Origin of the sequence: Solirubrobacter deserti, from assembly GCF_027587175.1 — a bacterium.
Classification (GTDB): Bacteria; Actinomycetota; Thermoleophilia; order Solirubrobacterales; family Solirubrobacteraceae; genus Solirubrobacter; species Solirubrobacter deserti.
In genome coordinates this window covers 96728-116506 of the sequence record NZ_JAPCID010000021.1, presented here as the reverse complement: position 1 = coordinate 116506, position 19779 = coordinate 96728, and the positions used below count along the sequence as shown (strand labels likewise).

Sequence of the window (19779 nt, the reverse complement as noted above, 5' to 3'; positions counted from 1 at the left end):
GCCCGCGCCGTGGCTCGCCGCGCGCCGGCTGCCGCGGCGGCGGGTGCACGTGGTCGGCGTCGCGCGGCCGGAGCACCTGCGGACGGTCGCGCGGCTGCGGCGCGAGCTCGCGCGCTCCCGCCACGACGTCGCGCTCCACCTCTCCCCGCCCGCCCCCGGCGCCGGCAAGTGGGCCAACGTGAACGCCGCGCTCGCGGCGGCACCGATCGGGGACGCGGACTGGCTGCTGATCGTCGACGACGACGTCCGGCTGCCGCGCGGCTTCCTCGACCGCTTCCTCGCGCTGGCCGAGGGCTGCGGCTTCGAGCTGGCCCAGCCCGCGCACGCGTTCGCCTCCCACGCCGCGTGGGACGTGACGCGCCGCCGCCCCGGCGTGCTCGCGCGCCGCACGCGGTTCGTCGAGATCGGCCCCGTCACGGCGCTCTCCGCGCGCGCCGCCCGCGAGCTGCTGCCGTTCCCCGACCTGCGCATGGGCTGGGGCCTCGACGCCCGCTGGAGCGCGATCGCCGCCGAGCGCGAGTGGCCGATCGGCATCGTCGACGCCACCCCTGTCCGCCACCTGCGCCCCGTGGCGGCGTCGTACCCGCGGGACGAGGCGATCGCCGAGGCGGAGGCCTTCCTCGACGGCCGCGCCTACGTCACGCGCACGCAGGCCGGCGAGACCGTGGCGGAGTACCGGCGCGTATGAGGACGCGCCGAGAAGCGGCGGGGCTCGCCGGCGCGGCGTCCCCGCGGAGCGGCGCCTGATGCGCGTGCTCGTCGTCGCCGAGTACTACCCGCGCGTCGCGGACCCGGCGCTCGGCGTGTGGGCGCACCGCCAGGCGCTCGCGGCGCGGGACGCGGGCGCGGACGTCGAGGTCGTCGTCCTGCACCGGCCCGTGCCGTCGAAGGCGGCGCTGAAGGCCCGCGACGCCCGCCGGCTGATCGCGCCGCTCAAGCAGCCGTTGCGCACGACGATGGACGGCATCCGCGTGACGTACGCGCCGTTCGTGGCGCCGCCGCGCCCGCGCTCGTACCCGGCCTGGGGCGCGTGGGCCGCCCCTTCGCTCCGGCTCGCCGTGCAGGGCCGCCGGTTCGACCTCGTGCACGCGCACTACGCCGCTCCCGCGGGTGACGCGGTGCGGCGCCTGGGCCTCCCGACCGTCGTCAGCGTCCACGGCGGGGACGTGCTCGGCGTGGCCACGAAGTGGTCCAAGGGCCGAGCCGTGGTGGAGCGCTCGCTGCGCGCCGCCCGCCTCGTCCTGGCCAACTCCACCGGCATCGCGGACATCAGCCGCGACCTCGGGGCGCAGGACGTCCGGGTCGTCCATCTCGGCACGGACGTCCCGCCGCGGACCACGACCGGCAGCGACCTCGTCACGGTCGGCAACCTCGTCGCCCGCAAGCGCCACGCCGACGTCATCCGCGCACTGCCGCCGGACGCGCGCTACGTGATCATCGGCGACGGCCCGGAGCGCGCGAACCTCCAGCAGCTCGCCCGCGGCAAGGACGTCGTGTTCCGCGGCGCGCTCGCACCCGACCAGGCGCTGCAGGAGGCCCGCAAGGCCGGCGTCTTCGTCCTGCCCAGCACCGAGGAGGCGTTCGGCGTGGCCTACATCGAGGCGATGGCCGCCGGCCTGCCCGCGATCGGGACCCGCGGCGAACCCGGTCCGGAGGAGATCGCGCGCTGCGGCGGCGGGATGACGCTGGCCGGCCCGGGCGAGCTCGAGCACGCGATCCGCGACACGCTCGCCAACCGCGCCGCCCTGGGGCGAGCGGCGCGAGCGAACGTCGAAGCGAACTTCACCTGGCGCCAGTGCGGCGAGGCCACCGTCGCCGCCTACGAGGACGCGCTGCGATGAAGCCCGTCCTGTTCGTCACCAACCACGCGCCGCCGTTCCGCGTCGGCGCCTTCCAGACCCTGCACGAGCGCGAGAACGTGCACTTCGCGCTGATCGGCGGCGGCGTGCGCCACGGCGGCGGAGGAACGCAGACCGCGCTCCCCTTCCCGACGCTGCACCCGCCCCAGCGAGCCGTCGCGCGCCTCGCCGCCTCCGGCCGCTACCGCGCGGTGATCGCGGGCCTCTCCGGCCGGACGGCGCTGCCGGCGGCCTACGCCGGCGCCCGCGCCGGCCGCGTCCCGTTCGTGTTGTGGGCGACGATCTGGGCGCACCCGCGCACCCCCGCGCACGCGCTCTCCTACCTCCCGCTGCGCCACATCTACCGCAACGCCGACGCGATCGCGACCTACGGCCCGCACGTGAGCGCCTACGTCCGCACCAAGCTCCCGAAGGGCCCGGTGTTCGAGGCGCCACAGGCCGTCGACACGGCGTTCTGGGAAGCGCCCGCGGAGCCCGACCGCCGCGGCGACTTCCAGCTGCTGTTCGCCGGCCGGCCCGCGCCGGAGAAGGGCTTCGAGATCCTCCAGCAGGCCGCTGACGTCGGCACGCTGGTGGTCGCCCACGACCGCTCGCCCGAGCAACTCCGCAACCTCTACGCCGGGAGCGACGTCTTAGTAGTGCCGTCGCTCCCCACGCGTGACTTTCTCGAGCCGTGGGGGCTCGTCGTCAACGAAGCCTTCCACCAAGGAGTTCCCGTGATCGCGACCGACGCCGTCGGGGCCGCCGCAGGCGGACTCGTGCGCCATGAGCAGACCGGACTCGTCGTCCCGGCGGGTGACGTGCGCGCGCTGCGCGCCGCCATCCACCGTCTGAAGGACGACGCGGCGCTGCGCCGAACCCTCGGGGAGAACGCCAAGCATGAGGTCGCCGCGTACACCTACGACGCCTGGGCGCAGGGAATGTCCCGCGCTCTGGCCGCCTGCTAGCGTGAACTTGCCAATGCGACGGACCATCTTCTTGGCCTTGCTCGCGGCGCTGCTCCTCGTCCCCTCGGTCGCTTCCGCGCAGGGAACCGAAGACATCCTGCGCGACTGCGCGGACGACGGAATCCTCCAGGGCGACTATTCCGCCTCTGAGATGCGCGCCGCCCGCAACGACATGCCCGCCGAGCTCGAGGAGTACTCGGACTGCGGTGACGTGCTCTCGCGCGAGATCTCCGCGAAGACGGCGTCGACCAAGGACCCGAGCAGCGGCGACAACAGCTCCGGGGGCGGCGGGTTGTCCGACAGCACCGGCGGCACGGGCGGCACGACGAACTCGGGTCCGGCACCCGCTGCTTCCGCCACGCCTTCGGGGCGCGACCCGGGCATCGTCATCGGCCCCTCGACGCCGGAGGACTTCAAGGCCATCGACCGCGCCAACCTCGAGGGCCGCGAGCCCGTGGAGGTCAACGGCCGCCCGATCTCGCCGGCGGCGAGCGTCGGCCGCAACGATCTGCCGGGCACGGTGATCGTCGTCCTCGCGCTGCTGGTGGCCGCAGCGATCGCGATGGCCGTGCCCTTCGCCCGACGCCGTGTCCTCACTCGCTCGTCGCCGTCGTAGACGCTACGTAGCGACCCGGGGCGCGCTGCGGAGCCGGCTGCAGGCGCTGGACCTTCCGGAACCGCCGCGGTCGGGGCATCCGCTGACGATCGCGATCGTGATCGCCATCGTGGCGACGGCGTTCGCTTCGCGCGGCGGCTCACAGCTCGAGCGCACCACGTGGACCCAGATCGGGATCATGCTCGCGGGCGCGACGCTGTTCGCGCTCGCGCTGCTGGCGCCGCGCGTGTCGGGCGCGCCGGCGCGCTTCCGCGGCGCCGTGGCCCTCGCCTCGTTCGCGCTGCTGGCGGTGTACACGACGGCGTCGATCACGTGGTCGCTGATGCCGAACGACTCGTGGATCGAGGCGATGCGCACGCTCACGTATCTGGCGGCGTTCGCGGGCGCGCTCGCGGTCGGGCGCCTCGCGCCGGGTCGCTGGAGCGCGGTCCTGTACGGCATCGCGTGCGGCGCCGTGGCGCTGTCGCTTTGGTCGCTGCTGTCGAAGGTCTTCCCGGGCCTGCTCGCGCCGAACGACTCGTTCGCGCGCCTGCGCCCACCCTCGGACTACTGGAACAGCGTCGGGTTGACCGCCGCGCTCGGCATCCCGCCCTTGCTGTGGCTGGCCGCGCGCCGTTCCGGCCACGCCGCGTTCAACGTGCTCGCGTGGCCGGGGCTCGGCATCGCCGTGACCGCACTGCTGATGGCCTACAGCCGCGGAGCGCTGCTCGCGCTCGCGATCGGGCTCGCGCTGTGGTTCGCGTTCGTGCCGCTGCGGCTGCGCGGCGTGGTCGCGCTCGCCGGCGTGGTGCTGACCGTCCTGCCGCTGTTCGTGTGGGCGTCCTCCCAGGACGGCCTCACGCGCGACGGCGCGGAGCTCGCGTTGCGCATCGACTCCGGGCAGGCGCTCGGCGCGCTGCTGCTGCTGTTGCTCGTCACCACGACGATCGCCGGGCTCGCGGTCGGCTTCCTGTCCGCGGTCCACCCCCCCGGCGCTCGGACGCGCGCTCGCGCAGCCCGCACGCTCGTCGCCGCGCTGCTCGCCGTCCCGGTCGTCGTGATCATCATGCTGGCGAACGCGTCGGGCGGCCTCGGCGGTCAGCTGTCCAAGGCGTGGAAGCAGGCCACCGACCCGGCCGTGTCCGCGCCGACGAACTCGCCGACGCGCCTCACCGAGACCTCCTCCGGGCGCGCCCGCTACTGGCGCGAGGCGTCCAAGATCCACGCGCAGGCGCCCTGGCTGGGCACGGGAGCCGGTTCCTACGGGACGCTACGGCTGCGCTACCGGGTGGACGAGCGCCGGGTCGAGCACGCGCACGGCTACATCCCGCAGACGATGTCCGACCTCGGCTGGATCGGGCTCGGGCTGTCGCTGCTCGCCGCCGGCGCGTGGCTGGTGACGGCGGCGCGGGCGAGCGGTCTGCGCCGCAAGGACCGGGACCTGCACTGGGACGCGCAGCGCGTGGGCGTCGCGACGCTGGCGGTGGTCGTGATCGTCTTCGGCGTGCATTCCGCCGTCGACTGGACGTGGTTCGTGCCCGCGAACGCGCTCACCGCGTTGATCTGCGCCGGCTTCGTGGTCTCGCTGCCCACGCTGCGTGAGCGCTTCGGCGCCCCCGAGCCCGAGCCCGCCCGCGCCCCGCTGCGGGCGCGTGCCGCCGTGGCCGCGTTGGTGGTGGTGATCGCGCTGGTCGCGTCCTGGAGCGCGCTGCAACCGATCCGCGCGTTGAACGCGCAGGACGCGGCGCTCGCGCGGGTGGAGCAGGGCCAGCTCCCGCAGGCGGCGGCGATCGCCCGCATCGCCCATCAGCGCAACCCACTGGCGGTGGATCCGCTCTTCGAGCTGGCCGCGATCGAGCAGGCGCGCGGGAACCGTGAGGCGGCGCTGCGCGCCCTTGGCGACGCGATCGAGCTTGAGCCCGCCAACGTGGAGACGTGGCGCCGGCTGGGCCAGACGCGGCTCTCGATGGGCGACGCGCGCGGGGCCCTGAGCGCGTTCCAGGTGGCGTTCTTCCTCGATCCGCGGCACCGGCGCAGCTGGTCGGACGTGGTCGTCGCCTCCCGCACGATCGCGGGCACGCCCTAGGTCCGCGTCGCGCGGGCGACCAGGAACGGGCCGTCGCGGCCGACGCTCGCCTCGAAGCCGGCGAACTCGAGCGCGGCGGTCAGCGAGCGGCGCGTGAAGAAGCGCACGTGCTGGCCGAGCGGGTCGAAGTGGGTCTCGAAGCGCGTGAGCGCGACCATCGCCGCCTGCACGCGGCCGTGGTACGGGACGGTGATCAGCGCGCGGCCGCCGCGGCGCAGCACGCGCCGGAGCTCGTTGAGCGTGGCGCCGACGTCCGGGATGTGCTCGAGCGTCTCCGAGCACCAGACCAGGTCGAACTCGCCGTGGCCGACGGGCAGCGTGTCCTCGGCGACCCGCACGTCCGCGCCGGGCACGTTGGCGCGGGCACGCCGCGCGGCCTCCTCGGCGATCTCGACGCCGACCGCGTCGTCCAGCAGCGCCAGGAAGCGGCCCGCCCCGCAGCCCAGGTCGAGCACGCGGTCGCCGGGCCGGACCTCCGCGAGCAGGAGCCGCTTGCGGCGCTCCCACTCGTACGGCTCGGGGTCCTGCGGCGCGTCGGCCCAGAACGCCTCGTAGAACTCACGCATCAACAGCCATTGGAGCGCACCCCGGAAGCGCGCGCCTGCGCGCGGCCGAGGTTCAGGCCGGCGAGGCCGTCCGAGCGCGGGACGTCCGGCACGCACCTCATGCCCTTCAACGCGGGGATCGCGTCGGCGGAGAGGTAGCCGAGGTAGTCCGCGTCGACCTTGCCCGTGCGCTCGAAGCGATCCACGTTCCACTGCGCGATCCGGCGATCCGGGTCGGCCAGCGCGAACGCCAGGAACGTCGCGAGCGTGAGCGTGAGCGCCGCGCGCGGCAGCCACTGCGCGCCGCGGGCGAGCAGGACCAGCACGAACAGCGCGCCCAGCCACAGCAGGATCGCGTGCGCGACGAACCGCAGCCGCGTGAACCCGTACGCCTCCTCGTAGAGGCCGAGCCGCTTGAGCGCCGACGCCAGCACCACCAGCGTGAGCAGGCACAGCGCGGCGAGGAGCACGCGCAACAGCGTGCCCCCGTCACGCGCCCAGCGGCCCGCCGCGGCGACCACCGCGAGCGTGAGCGCCGCGACCACCAGCAGCTGCGCGAAGCCGGAGCGCGCGTACTCGGCGTAGGTCAAGCCGGCGGTCTGGAGCACGTGGCGGTCGCCCGCGAACAGCGTCGCGAACTGCAGCGCCGCGAAGCCGCCCAGCAGCGCGACGAGCGCGCCGAGCGGCAGCGTCCACTCGGCCCGGCCGAGCGTGCGCCGGACCGCGACCGCCTGCGGCCGGTACGGCGCCACGGCGACGTACAGCAGCGCGCCACCGAGGGCCACGAACGCGGCGATCACGAACGCACGCGTGACCGGCAGGTCGAAGCCCGGCGCGACCGTGTCCAGGATCTCCGCGAACGCCATGTCCGCGCTGGCCAGCAGCGGCACGAACACGGCCAGCACGAGCGCGGTCAGCACCGCGCCGCGCGCCGCCGGGCCGAACCCCGCGCCGCGGCCCGCGCTGAGCACGGCGAGCACCGGCCCGAGCGGCAGCCGCGCCCACACGGCGCCCAGCCCGGCCCACAGCTCACCCCAGCGCCGCCCGTCCGCCGCGGCCAGCGACGCCGCCGCCACGGCGACGAGCATGCACGGCACGACGACCCAGGTCGCCGCCCGCAACACCGGCACGAGCGCCAGCGCGGCCGCGAGCGTCCACCACACGAGCGTCCAGCGGTCGCGCACGTCCGGCGCCGGACGCGTCCGCAGATCCGCGGTGGGCACGACCGCCATCCGCTTGACGCGCGCGACGATCACGCCCATCGCCAGCAGCACGAGGCTCAACCCGAGCCCGAGCGGTGAGCCCACGACGATCGCGCCGGCCCCGACCGCGACGGCGATCACGGCCCGCGCCGAAGCCGCCGGCACGGCGTCGCGCGCGGCGACGAACCGGCTCGGCGGCGACCACGCCGGCCGCGACGCCTCGGCGCCGACCGCCACGGTCGGCGGGTGCGCCGGCGGCGGATCGATCCACTCGCTCATCGCGGCAGCTCCACGACGACGCGGCAGCCGTTGGGCTCGCGCTCGCGTACGGCGATCGTGCCGCCGTGCGCGTCGACGATCCAGCGGGCGATCGCCAGGCCCAGGCCGGTGCCGCCGTCGCGGGCCGCGCGGGCCGCGTCGACGCGGTGGAATCGCTCGAACACTCGCTCCGCCTCCTCGGGTGGGATGCCGGGGCCTTCGTCGGCCACTTCGATCGTGGTCACGCCGTCGGTCGCGGCGTGGGCGCTCAACCAGACGCGGCCGTCCTGTGGGGAGTGGCGGACCGCGTTGTCGAGCAGGTTCGAGACCACCTGGTGCAGGCGCTCGGAGTCGCCCAGCGCGCGCAGGTCGCCGGGCTGGACGTCCACGCGCAGCCACACGGGGCGCGACATGAAGGCCTCGCCGATCTCGCACTCGCGGGTCGCCTGCTCGAGCAGCGGCCGCACCGGGAACGGCGCGGGGCGCAGCGCCAGCGCGCCGCTCTCCAGCCGCGAGAGGTCCAGCAGCTGCTCGACCAGGCGGCCCAGCCGCTCCGTCTGCACGAGCGCCGTCCGCAGCGCGGCCGGGTCGACCGGCTCGACGCCGTCCACCAGGTTCTCCAGCAGCGCCTGCAGCGCGCCGATCGGCGTGCGCAGCTCGTGCGAGACGTTCGCCACCAGGTCCCGCCGCATGCGATCGACGTCGGCCAGCTCGGCGGCCATCGCGTTGAACGCGCGCGCCAGCTCGCCGACCTCGTCGCGCGAGCTCGCGGTCACGCGCCGGCCGTAGTCGCCGCGGGCCATCGCCGAGGCCGCGGCCGCCATCTCGCGCAGCGGCGAGGTCATCCCGCGGGCGAGGAACTGCACGATCGCGAGCGCGATCACGGCGGCGGCCAGTGTCCGGATCTCCAGCCCCAGGCCCAGCTTGAGCCCGGCGATGAGCACGAGCACGGTGCCGGCGACCGTGGCGACGATCACGACGCCGAGCTTGACCTTGATCGAGCTCAGGCGGTCGAGCGGCCTCACGCCGGGGCCTCCAGCGCGTAGCCGACGCCGTGGACGGTACGCACGAGGTCGGAGCCCAGCTTGCGCCGCAGCCCGCGGACGTGCGAGTCCACGGTCCGCTGGCCGGAGCCGTCGCGCCAGCCCCAGACGTCCGCGAGCAGCTGCTCGCGCGAGAAGACGGCGCCGGGCCGCGCCGCCAGCAGGGCGAGCAGGTCGAACTCGGTCGGCGTGAGGTGCACGACGTCGCCGTCCAGACGCACCAGCCGCGCCGCCGGGTCGATCTCCAGGCCGCCGAGCCGCAGCGCGTCGCCGGGCGGCGCGGGCCGGCGCTCCACGCGCCGCAGCAGCGCGCGCACGCGCGCGACGAGCTCGCGCGGCGAGAACGGCTTGGTCATGTAGTCGTCCGCGCCCACCGCGAGGCCCACGAGCAGGTCGGATTCCTCACCGCGCGCGGTCAGCATCAGCACGGGCACGGGCCGGTCGCGCTGTACACGCCGGCACACCTCGAGCCCGTCCAGCCCGGGCAGCATCAGATCGAGCACGACCAGGTCGGGCCGGACGCGCTCGCACAGCGCGACGCCGGCGTGCCCGTCGTGCGCGACCTCCACGGAGAAGCCCTCCGCGCGCAGCCGCGCGGCGACCGCGCCCGCGATGACCTCCTCGTCCTCGATCACGCAGATCAGCGCCCCGTTCACGCCGGGCAGTGTGTCACCGCCCTGTGCGAACGGTCAGGGGATGTTGTGGCGATTTCGTGCAGGCTGGCCGAACGGACGATCGGTCCGTCCGCCGAGCCCATCTACATTGCCTCGCCCATGCCGTTCGCTCGCCTTGCCGCGCTGTGCGCCGTCGCTCTCGTCCTGTTCCCCGCCGCCGCGGCGAACGCCGCGATCACGCGCGGCTGGATGCGCGCCGGGGACATGATCACCCCGCGCTCGATGCACGTGGCCGTGGCGCTCGACCGCGACCGGGTGCTCGTAACGGGCGGCATGCCGGACGGCGGAGGCACGATGCGCGCGGCCGAGATCTACGACGTGCGCACCAACGTGTGGACGGCCGCCGCGCCGATGAACGTGCCGCGCCGCGAGCACGCGCTCGCGCGGCTCGGCAACGGCCAGGTGCTCGCCGTGGGCGGGACCGAGGACCCGGGCACGTCGGCCGAGCTCTACGACCCGGCCACCAACCGCTGGGAGATCGTCAGCTCGACGCACGAGCCGCGCTACCAGCCCAAGCTGCTCACGCTGCCGGACGGCCGCGCGATCGTGATCGGCGGCCTCGGCTACGACTCGGCCGAGATCTTCGATCCGCAGACGCGCACCTGGTCGTGGCCGATGAGCGTCTACGGCGGCGGTGGGCGCGGGGCTGCCGCCAGCCTGGCGGACGGGCGCGTGCTGTTGACCGGCGGCGCGTTCGAGTTCCTCGGCTTCACCGGCGCGACCGCGGTGTTCGACGGCGCCCGCACCGCCTGGACGCCCGCCGCCGAGGCGCAGGTGCTCCGCGAAGGGCACCAGCTGGCCGCGCTGCCGGACGGCACCCTGTTCGCCAGCGGCGGGACCGCGCTCGACATGGACGCCATGCCGCCGTGGGCTCCGAGCAGCCGGACCGAGGTCTACGACCCGCGCACCAACACGTGGACCGAGCGCGCGCCGTTCCCGGCGCTGCGGATGGGGTCCACGACCACGGCGCTGGCGGACGGCACGGTGCTGATCGTCGGCGGTCGTGGCGGGTTCGACCACTACCCGTACGACGAGGCGCTGCTCTACCACCCGGCGACCAACACGTACACGTCCGCCGGGACGCCGGCCCAGCACGACGACCACACCGCCACGGCGTTGCCGGACGGCCGCGTGCTGGTCGCGGGCAGCTACGACAAGAGCGACGACTCGGTCAAGGCCTTCGCGAGCCTGTGGACGCCGACCACCACGCTCGCGGCCGACCCGGCGCTCGCGTTCGGCGACGTCACGGTCGGGACCGGCGCCGATGGCGTCGTGCAGATCACCAACACCGGCACGCTTCCGCTGATCGTCGAGGACCTCGCGCTCGGCGGCGCGCACCCGGGCGACTTCCGCCTGGACCGCACGCGCTGCATGGCCGCGCCCGGCGCCACCTGCGCCGTCGGCGTGCACGTCGAAGCGGCCACGACCGGCGCGCGCAGCGCCACGCTCTCGTTCGCGTCCAACACCGCGGCCGGCAGGCACGTCGTGGCGCTGCAGGCCCGCGGCGTTCCGGCGCCGGCGCAGCCGCAACCCGGGCCGGGCCCCGCGTCCGACGCGGACGGCGACGGCGTCGCCGACGGCAGCGACCGCTGCGGGCAGCTGCGCGGCCCGCTCGCGCGGATGGGCTGCCCGGCCGGGCTGCTCGCCGACCCGTCGATCGCCTACCGGCGCGTGAAGGGCGGTATCCGCGTCGTCGCCTACCACGTGAAGGCCACCACGGGCGCCCGCATCGTGGTCAGGTGCTCGAAGGGGTGCAAGCCGACCACGACCACCGGCAAGGGCGCCAAGCGCGTCCGCATCAGCCGCCTGGATCGCCGGCGGCTGGCCAACGGCACCAAGATCACGGTGACGGTCTCGCTCGCAGGCCGGCTCGCGACCACCGTGACCGACAGCGTCGTCCGCGGCCGTCGCGTCGAGGGCCGCCCGACCTGCGCGCCGGTCGCCTGCTGACGGTGGCCGAACGGCCGAGTGCCCGCCCGGCGCACGCCATCTACAGTGGCGCGACCGTGCTCGCCGTTCGCTTGATCGCCGTCTGCCTGGCGCTGCTCTGCGCGTCCGCCGCGCCCGCGAGCGCCACGGTCAAGCCGGGCTGGGCGCCGACCGGCGAGCTGCACTTCGCGCGCGACGGCCACAGCGCGATCCTGCTGGATGACGGGCGCGTGCTCGTCGCGGGCGGCTCGGGCGACTCCGTCTCCATGTCGAGCGCCGAGCTCTTCGATCCAGCCACGGGCCGCTGGACGCCGACCGGGTCGCTCCATACCGGGCGCAGCTTCGCCTCGATGGTCAAGCTCAAGGACGGGCGGGTCCTCATCCACGGCGGCGGGGGTGACGCGTACGCGCTGCCGAACGCCGAGATCTACGACCCGAGGACGGGAGCGTGGACCAAGGCCGGCTCGATGTCCATCGGGCGCGCGTGGGGGACGTCGGCCCTCCTGCCGGACGGCAGGGTGCTCGTCGCCGGCGGGATCGACTGGAATCGCCAGTACAGCACGCTCGCCGAGGTCTTCGATCCCGCCACGCGCGAGTGGACGTACGCCGGCGAGCTCGGCGACCCCGTGTCCGCCCCGGTCGCCTCCACGCTGCCGGACGGCCGCGTGATCGTCACCGGTGGCACGCGGCCCGACGGCGCCACGGGGGCGACCTACCGGTACAACGGCGGCACATCATGGACGCCGATGGCGCCCATGCGCCAGCGCCGCTCGCTGCACGTGCTGACGCCGCTGGCCGACGGGCGGCTGCTCGCCACCGCCGGAACCGGCGACATGCAGGGTTCGGGCACGACCGAGATCTACGACCCGCGCACGAACGCGTGGACGTGGGCCGCGGCCACGCGCAACCCGTTCGCCTCCTCGGCGGCGGTCGCGCTCGGCGGCGGCTTCGTGCTGATGACCGGCACGGAGGACGTCTCCGCGGACGAGCCAGGCCTGCTTCCCTCGGCGCAGGTCTACGACCCCGTCAGGGACGTCTGGACGGCGACCGAGGTTCCCGATCCGCGCGCGAGCTACTTCTCGGCGACGCGGCTGGCGGACGGACGCGTGCTGATCGCCGGCGGCCTCGACGCGCGGACGTACTCACCCGTGACGACCGCCGAGATCTGGACCCCGACGACGACGCTCGCCACGGAGCCGGCGGTGACGTTCGGCGACGCCACCGTGCAAGTGGGCGTGAGCGGCGTCGTGCAGCTCACGAACACCGGCGGCCTACCCCTCTTCATCGGCGACCTCACGCTCGGCGGCGCCCATCCCGACGATTTCAGCGCCAACGGCGACCGCTGCCGAGGCGGAATCGCGCCCGGCGCGACCTGCGCGCTCGACGTCCGCTTCACGCCCTCTCAGGTCGGGGTCCGCGCCGCGACGCTGACCGTCTCGGCCAACACCCGGGGCGCCGGCCCCGTCGTCCTGCTCGGCGGACGAGGCGTCACGCCGGCGCTCGGCCCGATCGTGAGCCCCGGTCCGGCGCCTGGCGTGCCGGCGACCGATACGGACGCGGACGGCGTGGTCGACAGCGCCGACCTCTGCCCGGCCACCAAGGGCGCGACCCGCCGTGCGGGCTGCCCGACGGGCCTGCTGGCCGACCCCTCGATCGCGTACAAGCGGGTCAAGGGCGGGATCGAGGTCGTCGCCTACTACGTGAAGGCGACGACTGACGCGACCGTCATCGTGCGCTGCTCGAAGGGCTGCAGGCCGACGACGACCAAGGGGCGAGGAGCGCGCCGCGTCCGCGTCAGCCGCCTGAACGGCAAGCGGCTGGCCAACGGCACCAAGATCACGGTCACGGTCTCCCTGCCCGGTCGCCTGACCACCACCGTGACCGATAGCATCGCTCGCGGCCGCCGCGTCGAAGGCCGTCCCCGTTGCGTCCCCGTCGGATGCTGATTCGCCTCACGCTCGCCTTCCTGCTGGCGCTCGCCGCGCCCGCGCACGCGGGGATCACCCTCGGTTGGGCACCCGCGGCGCCGATGAGCGTCACGCGCACGCACTTCCAGGGCGTCGCGCTCGACGACGGGCGGCTGATGGTCGCCGGCGGCAGCGGCGGCACCGTGAAGGCGTCGGTCGAGTTCTACGACCCGCTGACCGATCGCTGGTCGCCCGGCCCGCCGATGTCTGAGCCGCGGACCTCGCACGCGATGACGAAGCTGACCGACGGGCGCGTGCTCGTCGCGGGCGGGTTCCTCTCGGCGACGGCGGAGATCTACGACCCCCGGACGAACGCGTGGACACCGGTGCGCAACCTCGCGGGGCAGCGGCGCACCGGGACGCTGGTCCCGCTCGCTGGCGGTCGCGCGCTGCTCGCCGGCGGGTCCCTCCCCGGGAACGCCGGTTCAGTCGAGCTCTTCGACCCGCTCTTCAACGGCTGGACGAGCATCCCGACGGGGCTGCCCGCGGACCGCCGCTTCATCGGCGCCGCCGCGCTGCCGAACAACGGCGTGCTCGTCGGCCCGGAGCTGACGTTGGATCAGGACGGTCAAGAACTGCCGCTCCAGCGCAACTGGACGTTCAGCCACCCAGCGAACACGTGGTCCGGACCGAGGCCGATGCACGTCGCGCGGATCTACCCGTCGCTGACGGCGCTCGCCGACGGCCGCGTGCTCGCCGCCGGCGGCAGCGGTGATCTGCGCAGCGAGATCTACGACCCGGCGACGGGCACGTGGACGCTCGCCGCCGCGACGCCCGGGCCGATCGTGCAGCCGATCTCGACGCTGCTGGCGAACGGTCAGGTCATGCTCACGAACGGCAACGGCAGCGGCAACGACGTCTTCTTCTACTCGCCGGCGACCAACACGTGGTCCGGCGGGCGCGCGTTCACCCGCGGCGTCGCCTACCACTCGCTCACGCGGCTGCACGACGGCCGGGTGCTGCTCGCGGGCGGCAACCTCGGCAGCGAGACGCTGCTGTGGACACCGACCGCGACGCTGAGCACCGACCGCGCGGTGACGTTCGAGGAGCGCGCCGAGGGCACCACGGGCGTCGCGGACATCGTCGTCACCAACACGTCGGCCGAGCCGCTGGTCACGGCCGACCATGCGCTGAGCGGCGGCGAGGCGGGAGACTTCGCCGTCGACGCGGCGCGCTGTCGCAGCGTCGCGCCCGGCGCGAGCTGTCGTATGGACGTGCGCTTCACACCCAGGGGCGGCGGCGTCCGCGGAGCGACGCTGTCGTTCGCGGCCAACACGACGACCGGGACCTACAGCGTCGCGCTGAGCGGCCGCGGAATCGCCGGGCCGCCCGCGCCACCGGCACCGATCCCGGCCGGACAGCGCGACGACGACGGGGACGGCCTGCCCAACGAAGCCGACGCCTGCGCCGGCAGCGCTGGGCCGCGCGCGCGCCGCGGCTGCCCGACCGGGCTGCTCGCCGACCCGTCGATCCGCTACCAGCGGCTCAAGAACGGCATCAAGGTCGTGGCCTACTACGTCAAGGCCACGACCGGCGCGCGCATCACGGTCACGTGCACGCGCAACGCCTGCCGGCGCGCGACCGCCACCGGCAAGGGCGCGCGGCCCGTGCGCATCAAGGCGCTCAACGGCAAGCGCCTGCGCAACGGCACGCGGATCAACGTCACGGTCGCGCTGCCGGGCCGCCTCACGACACCGTCACGGACCGCGTCGCCAAGAACCGCCGCAGCGAGGGCCGCCCGCGCTGCACGCCCGTAGGCTGCTAGGCGTGAAGCTCACCCTGATCCGCAACGCGACCCTGCGGGTGGAGGTCGCCGGCCACACGCTGCTCGTCGATCCCCAGCTGGACCCGGCGGGCGCGCGCGAAGCCGTCCCGGACACGCCGAACCCGCGCCGCAACCCGCTCGTCGAGCTCCCGCAGCCCGCGGAGGCGGTCGTCGCCGGCGTGGACGCCGTCCTGCTCACCCACGTGCACCAGGACCACTGGGACACGACGGCGCGCGAGCTGGTGCCACACGACCTGCCGATCTTCTGCCAGCCGCACGACACCGAGCGCCTGCACGCGGACGGGTTCGTCGACGCGCGGCCCGTGCACGCGGACGCCACGCTCGGCGAGCTGCTGATCGCCCGCACGGACGGGCAGCACGGCACGGGTGAGATCGGGGCGGCGATGGGCCCCGTGTCGGGCTTCGTGCTCCATGCTCCGGGCGAGCGGAGCGTCTACATCGCCGGCGACACGATCCTCTGCCCGGAGGTGCTGGCGGCCGTCGACGAGCACCGCCCCGGCACGATCGTGGTCAACGCGAGCGGTGCCCGCTTCAACACCGGGGACCCGATCGTGATGACCAGCGACGACGTCGTGGAGCTCGCCCACCGCGTCCCAGCGGTCCAGATCGTCGCCGTCCACCTCGACGCGATCGCGCACGCCACCGAGACGCGCGCGGACCTGCGCGCACGGCTGCGGGCCGAAGGGCTCACGGAACGGGTGCTGGTCCCGGAGGACGGCGCGCTAGTAGGCGCCCCGGCGCAGTAGCACGGCCGGGATCGTCTTGAGCAGGATCGCGAGGTCGAGCCCGACCGACCAGCGCTCGAGATAGAGGAAGTCGAGCCGCACCAGATCGTCGAAGTCCAGCTCCGAGCGCCCCGAGATCTGCCACAGGCCGGTCATGCCGGGCGTGACGAGGTAGCGCTTCTTGTGCCAGTCGTCGAGCTTGTCGAAGTCGCGCTGCGGGAGCGGGCGCGGGCCGACGAGCGACATCTCGCCGCGCAACACGTTCACCAGCTGCGGGAGCTCGTCGAGCGAGTAGCGGCGCAGGAAGCGCCCCACGGGCGTCAGGCGCGGGTCGCGCTTGATCTTGAACAGCGCGCCGCTCGCCTCGTTGAGCGACTCCAGGTCGGCCTGGCGCTGATCGGCGTCCGAGTACATCGTCCGGAACTTCAGGCACGCGAACGCGGCCCCGCCGATGCCGGGACGGTAGGAGCGGTAGATCACCGGGCCGCGCGACGACAGCCGGACGAGCAGCCCGAGGACGGCCAGCACGGGCGAGAGCAGCCCCAGCAGCAGCAGCGACACGAACACGTCGAACGAGCGCTTGATGAAGTAGTCGATGCCGTCGAAGACCGGCGGCCGCAGCTCGAACAGCGGCACCGATGTGCCCGGGACGAGCTCCGCGCGCTGGACGAGGATCTCCATCGTCGACGGCGCCACGCGCACGGTCACGCCGCGCTGGTGGCAGGTGTCCACGAGCTCGACGGCGCGCTCCTCCGGGAAGTCCGGGTCGGCGATGATCACTTCCTGCACGCGGTAGACGTCCAGCACGTCGGCGACGTCCTCGATCCGGCCCAGCGAGCGCAGGCCGTTGTCCGGCCGCGGCGTGAGGGAGATGAAGCCGACCATCTCGACGGGGACGTGCACCTCGTCGCGCAGCGCGTGCGCGACGTCCTCGATGTGGCGGCCGGAGCCGACGAGCACCGCGCGCCGGCGGTAGCCCGCCGCGCGCAGGATCATGCCCGTGACCTTCTCGTACATCCACCGCGCCGAGCCGAGGATGATCACGGCGAAGACCAGCGTGCCGTAGAAGATGTAGTAGCTGTTGTAGTCCTCGCTGCCGTTGACCAGCGCGAAGATCAGCGACACGACCGTCACCTGGAACAGCGACGAGACGATCCGTGCGATGCCCGGTCGCTGCGCGCGCTCGGCGTACAGGCCGGAGCGGGCGAACAGCAGGACCGTGACCAGATAGGCGAAGGCGATCGTCTCGCGCGCCTCGTGCAGGGACGCGTCCCACGCCCATTCGCCGTCGCGCACGACGGCCTTGACCATCAGCGCGACGACCAGCGCGGCGTACAGGCACGCGAAGTCCAGGGCGAGCAGCGAGACCACGCGCGACGCCTTGCGGAGCGTCTCCATCCGCAACAGGAAGGAGAGCAGCGGCGGGCGCTTGCGGCGCACGTCCACCGGTGGCAGCACCATCGTCTGCGGCGCGCGGGTGTGCGCGCGCGTCTCGGGGGTCTTGGTCTGGGTGTCGGCCACTGGCTTCGGTACTTCAACGCGCGACTCCGAGGGGAGTCGCGCGCATTCTCGCGGCTAGGCCGGCAGAGCGCCGGTCAGCGCGCCGGTCCCGGCCGCGTCCAGCGTCCGCTGGAGGCCATCGCGCAGGGTCACGGTCGGCTCCCAGCCAAGCAGCTCCCGTGCGAGCGTGATGTCCGGCTGGCGCACCTGCGGGTCGTCGGTCGGCAGCGCCTCGAACACGATCTCCGAGCGCGAGCCGGTCACTTCGATCACCGTCTTGGCCAGCTCCAGCAGCGTGAACTCGTGCGGGTTGCCGATGTTCACGGGCTGATGGACGCCGGACTCCGAGAGCCGGATGATGCCGTCGATCAGATCGTCGACGTAGCAGAACGAGCGGGTCTGCTGGCCGGTGCCGAACACGGTGATCGGCTTGTCCTGCAGCGCCTGGCGCAGGAAGGTCGGGATCGCCCGGCCGTCGTGCGGGCGCATGCGCGGGCCGTACGTGTTGAAGATGCGCACGATCGCGGTGTCCACGCCCTGCTGACGGTGGTAGGCCATCGTCAGCGCCTCGGCGTAGCGCTTGGCCTCGTCGTAGACGCCGCGCGGGCCGATCGGGTTCACGTGGCCCCAGTAGGACTCGGGCTGCGGATGCACCTGCGGGTCGCCGTAGACCTCGGACGTCGACGCCGTCAGGAAGCGGGCGCGATGCAGCTTCGCCAGGCCGAGCGCGTGATGCGTGCCGTAGGAGCCGACCTTCAACGTGTGCAGCGGGAGCCGCAGGTAGTCGATCGGGCTCGCCGGGCTGGCGAAGTGGAACACGAAGTCGACCGGCTCGTCGACGAAGAACGGCTCCGTGACGTCCTTGTGCATGAACACGAAGTCCGGTCCACGCAGATGCTTGATGTTGGCGAGCGACCCGGTGTCGAAGTTGTCGACGCAGATCACTCGGTGACCCCGTGCCAACAACGCATCGCACAAGTGCGATCCGAGAAAGCCGCTGCCACCGGTTACGAGGCAGGTGGCCATGGGCTGCCAGGATAGCCAGCCGGCTACCCGCGCGCCGCCTTGAGCACTTTCTTGCTCACGTCGATGCTCAACACGTAGTTGCCGTTCGGCAACCGTTCCGCGAGTCCTTGGTTGGACAGCCGCTTGCACACGACCGGGCACTTCTTGCACCGCGGCCGGCTCTTGCAGCACTTGCCCTTGACCTTCACGAGCTTGGGTCCGTCCGGCTTGGTCTTCGACTTCTTCTTCGCCAAGGGGTCGTCGGTATAGCATCCGCGCTTAATGGCCGCCGACGCCTTTGTCAAGCTCCTGAACGAGCAGATCGCGCACGAGTACGCCGCACACCAGCAGTACGTCGCCTGCGCCGTCCACTACGACGCCGAGACGCTCCCGCAGCTCGCGCGCTTCTTCTACGCGCAGGCGCTGGAGGAGCGCGACCACGCGATGATGATGGTCCAGTACCTGATCGACGCGGACGCCGACGTCGTGATCCCGGGCGTGCTGGCGCCCCAGGTGCGCTTCGCCGACATCGTCGAGCCCGTCGCGCTGGCGCTCGCGCAGGAGAAGCGCGTGACCGAGCAGATCAACGCGCTCGCCGGCTGCGCCCGCGCCGAGGGCGACTACACCAGCGAGCAGTTCATGCAGTGGTTCATCAAGGAGCAGGTCGAGGAGGTCGCCACGATGAGCGACCTGCTGCGCGTCGTCGAGCGCTCCAAGGACGACCCGATGGACATCGAGAACTTCATGGCCCGCGAGATGGCCGACTCCGAGGGCGCCGACCCGACCGCGCCGGCGGCCGCGGGCGCCGGCGGTTGATCCGCTCGCTGGCGCTGCGCGACGCCGCCGCCGAGCTGTGGGAGGCGTCCCTGACGCATCCGTTCGTGCGCGGGATCGGCGACGGGACGTTGGACGAGCGCGTCTTCCAGTGGTACGTCCGGCAGGACTACCGGTTCCTCATCGACTACGGGCGGCTGCTGTCGCTGGGCGCCGCCCGGGCGCCGCGGCTCTCGTGGATGCGGCGCTTCGCGGCGTTGTCGCTGGCGGTGCTGGAGACCGAGATGGAGCTGCACCGCTCGTTCGCCGCCCGCTGGGATGTGCACGACCTGGAGGCGACGGTGGTCGAGCCCGCGACCGCCGCCTACTGCGACTTCCTCCTGCGCGTCGCGTCCTTGGGCGACTTCGCCGAGCTGGTCGCGGCGGTCGCGCCGTGCATGTGGGGCTATGCGGAGATCGGGACGGCGTTGGCGTCGTCGGCGACGTCGGCGCGGTACGGCGAATGGATCGAGATGTACGCGAGCGAGGAGTTCGGGGAGCTCGCGGCGTGGTCGCGCGAGCTGCTGGACGAGGTCGAAGGCGACTTGGACCGGATGCGCGAGGCGTTCGTGGCCTCATCGCGGCACGAGCTCGCGTTCTGGGAAGCCGCCTGGCAGTCCGCGGCCGCGTGACACCGCGGGCGATTCGCTCGGGCTCGTGTCGCGCAGGGGGGTGCCGCAGTCTCCTTCCGCTCAGCGAAAGCTCCCTGCTGCACCCCTCACCACGGCCGGCGCTCCCGGCCTGAAAGGGCGTGTGCGTGAGCGCCCAGGCGTTCACGCAGTCCGGGAACCGGACCTCACTGGGCCGTAAGCGCGCGCCCCGCCCGGGTGGGTGCGCTCGCCGTT

18 protein-coding genes are annotated in these 19779 nt (G+C 73.7%); 11 read left to right on the top strand and 7 right to left on the bottom strand.

All coding sequences use genetic code 11. The features are described from left to right. The 5 genes from OJ962_RS16550 to OJ962_RS16530 all read left to right on the top strand — a co-directional run. Positions 1 to 688: hypothetical protein (locus tag OJ962_RS16550; protein WP_270006485.1), on the top strand; the 688-nt coding region annotated here is incomplete at its 5' end. A 58-nt stretch (positions 689 to 746) separates the two neighbouring features. Beyond that, the gene (locus OJ962_RS16545) at positions 747 to 1841 is read left to right on the top strand and encodes a glycosyltransferase (protein WP_202954981.1); all 1095 of its coding nucleotides are present in this window, start codon (positions 747 to 749) and stop codon (positions 1839 to 1841) included. Next, a complete protein-coding gene (locus OJ962_RS16540) occupies positions 1838 to 2806 on the top strand; it encodes a glycosyltransferase family 4 protein (RefSeq protein ID WP_202954980.1) in 969 nt (322 codons plus the stop codon). Before OJ962_RS16545 ends, OJ962_RS16540 begins: the two co-directional genes overlap by 4 nt. 13 nt (positions 2807 to 2819) lie before the next feature. Then, on the top strand, positions 2820 to 3422 hold the full coding sequence (locus OJ962_RS16535; RefSeq protein WP_202954979.1) for a hypothetical protein: 603 nt from the start codon (positions 2820 to 2822) through the stop codon (positions 3420 to 3422). Positions 3423 to 3519: 97 nt separating this feature from the next. Continuing rightward, positions 3520 to 5487: an O-antigen ligase family protein gene (locus tag OJ962_RS16530; protein ID WP_270006484.1), complete on the top strand. Its 1968-nt coding sequence runs from the start codon at positions 3520 to 3522 to the stop codon at positions 5485 to 5487. Here the strand turns inward: OJ962_RS16530 and OJ962_RS16525 are convergent. The 4 genes from OJ962_RS16525 to OJ962_RS16510 are packed head-to-tail and all read right to left on the bottom strand — an operon-like array spanning position 5484 to position 9191. Next, on the bottom strand, positions 5484 to 6053 hold the full coding sequence (locus OJ962_RS16525; protein WP_202954977.1) for a class I SAM-dependent methyltransferase: 570 nt from the start codon (positions 6051 to 6053) through the stop codon (positions 5484 to 5486). The genes OJ962_RS16530 and OJ962_RS16525 overlap by 4 nt on opposite strands. Further along, a complete protein-coding gene (locus tag OJ962_RS16520) occupies positions 6053 to 7513 on the bottom strand; it encodes a DUF4153 domain-containing protein (protein ID WP_202954976.1) in 1461 nt (486 codons plus the stop codon). The genes OJ962_RS16525 and OJ962_RS16520 overlap by 1 nt, the downstream gene beginning before the upstream one ends. After that, a complete protein-coding gene (locus OJ962_RS16515; protein WP_202954975.1) occupies positions 7510 to 8517 on the bottom strand; it encodes a sensor histidine kinase in 1008 nt (335 codons plus the stop codon). The genes OJ962_RS16520 and OJ962_RS16515 overlap by 4 nt, the downstream gene beginning before the upstream one ends. Continuing rightward, positions 8514 to 9191, bottom strand: coding sequence for a response regulator transcription factor (locus tag OJ962_RS16510; RefSeq protein ID WP_202954974.1), 678 nt, complete (start codon positions 9189 to 9191; stop codon positions 8514 to 8516). Before OJ962_RS16510 ends, OJ962_RS16515 begins: the two co-directional genes overlap by 4 nt. Positions 9192 to 9308: 117 nt before the next feature. Between OJ962_RS16510 and OJ962_RS16505 the strand changes: the two genes are divergently transcribed. Genes OJ962_RS16505 through OJ962_RS16490 form a run of 4 tightly spaced genes read left to right on the top strand, consistent with a single transcriptional unit; the run spans position 9309 to position 15637 of the window. Beyond that, entirely contained in the window at positions 9309 to 11159 is a 1851-nt protein-coding gene (locus OJ962_RS16505) for a Kelch repeat-containing protein (protein ID WP_202954973.1), read from the top strand. A 56-nt stretch (positions 11160 to 11215) separates the two neighbouring features. Further along, positions 11216 to 13084 carry a kelch repeat-containing protein gene (locus OJ962_RS16500; protein ID WP_270006483.1) on the top strand — a complete coding sequence of 623 codons (1869 nt, stop codon included), beginning with the start codon at positions 11216 to 11218 and terminating at the stop codon, positions 13082 to 13084. Then, on the top strand, positions 13078 to 14862 hold the full coding sequence (locus tag OJ962_RS16495) for a choice-of-anchor D domain-containing protein (protein ID WP_202954971.1): 1785 nt from the start codon (positions 13078 to 13080) through the stop codon (positions 14860 to 14862). Before OJ962_RS16500 ends, OJ962_RS16495 begins: the two co-directional genes overlap by 7 nt. Before the next feature lie 10 nt (positions 14863 to 14872). Then, positions 14873 to 15637: an MBL fold metallo-hydrolase gene (locus OJ962_RS16490; protein WP_202954970.1), complete on the top strand. Its 765-nt coding sequence runs from the start codon at positions 14873 to 14875 to the stop codon at positions 15635 to 15637. Here OJ962_RS16490 and OJ962_RS16485 read toward each other — a convergent pair. Genes OJ962_RS16485 through OJ962_RS16475 form a run of 3 tightly spaced genes read right to left on the bottom strand, consistent with a single transcriptional unit; the run spans position 15614 to position 18375 of the window. Beyond that, positions 15614 to 17137 carry a sugar transferase gene (locus OJ962_RS16485; RefSeq protein ID WP_270006482.1) on the bottom strand — a complete coding sequence of 508 codons (1524 nt, stop codon included), beginning with the start codon at positions 17135 to 17137 and terminating at the stop codon, positions 15614 to 15616. The two genes, OJ962_RS16490 and OJ962_RS16485, sit on opposite strands and share 24 nt — an antisense overlap. A gap of 54 nt (positions 17138 to 17191) precedes the next feature. Then, a complete protein-coding gene (locus OJ962_RS16480; protein ID WP_202954969.1) occupies positions 17192 to 18142 on the bottom strand; it encodes a UDP-glucuronic acid decarboxylase family protein in 951 nt (316 codons plus the stop codon). Between the two features lie 23 nt (positions 18143 to 18165). Next, a complete protein-coding gene (locus tag OJ962_RS16475) occupies positions 18166 to 18375 on the bottom strand; it encodes a hypothetical protein (protein ID WP_202955231.1) in 210 nt (69 codons plus the stop codon). A 28-nt stretch (positions 18376 to 18403) separates the two neighbouring features. Between OJ962_RS16475 and OJ962_RS16470 the strand changes: the two genes are divergently transcribed. Next, positions 18404 to 18937 carry a ferritin gene (locus OJ962_RS16470; protein ID WP_202954968.1) on the top strand — a complete coding sequence of 178 codons (534 nt, stop codon included), beginning with the start codon at positions 18404 to 18406 and terminating at the stop codon, positions 18935 to 18937. Next, a complete protein-coding gene (gene tenA / locus OJ962_RS16465) occupies positions 18934 to 19566 on the top strand; it encodes a thiaminase II (protein ID WP_202954967.1) in 633 nt (210 codons plus the stop codon). Before OJ962_RS16470 ends, tenA begins: the two co-directional genes overlap by 4 nt. Positions 19567 to 19779: the final 213 nt, after the last annotated feature.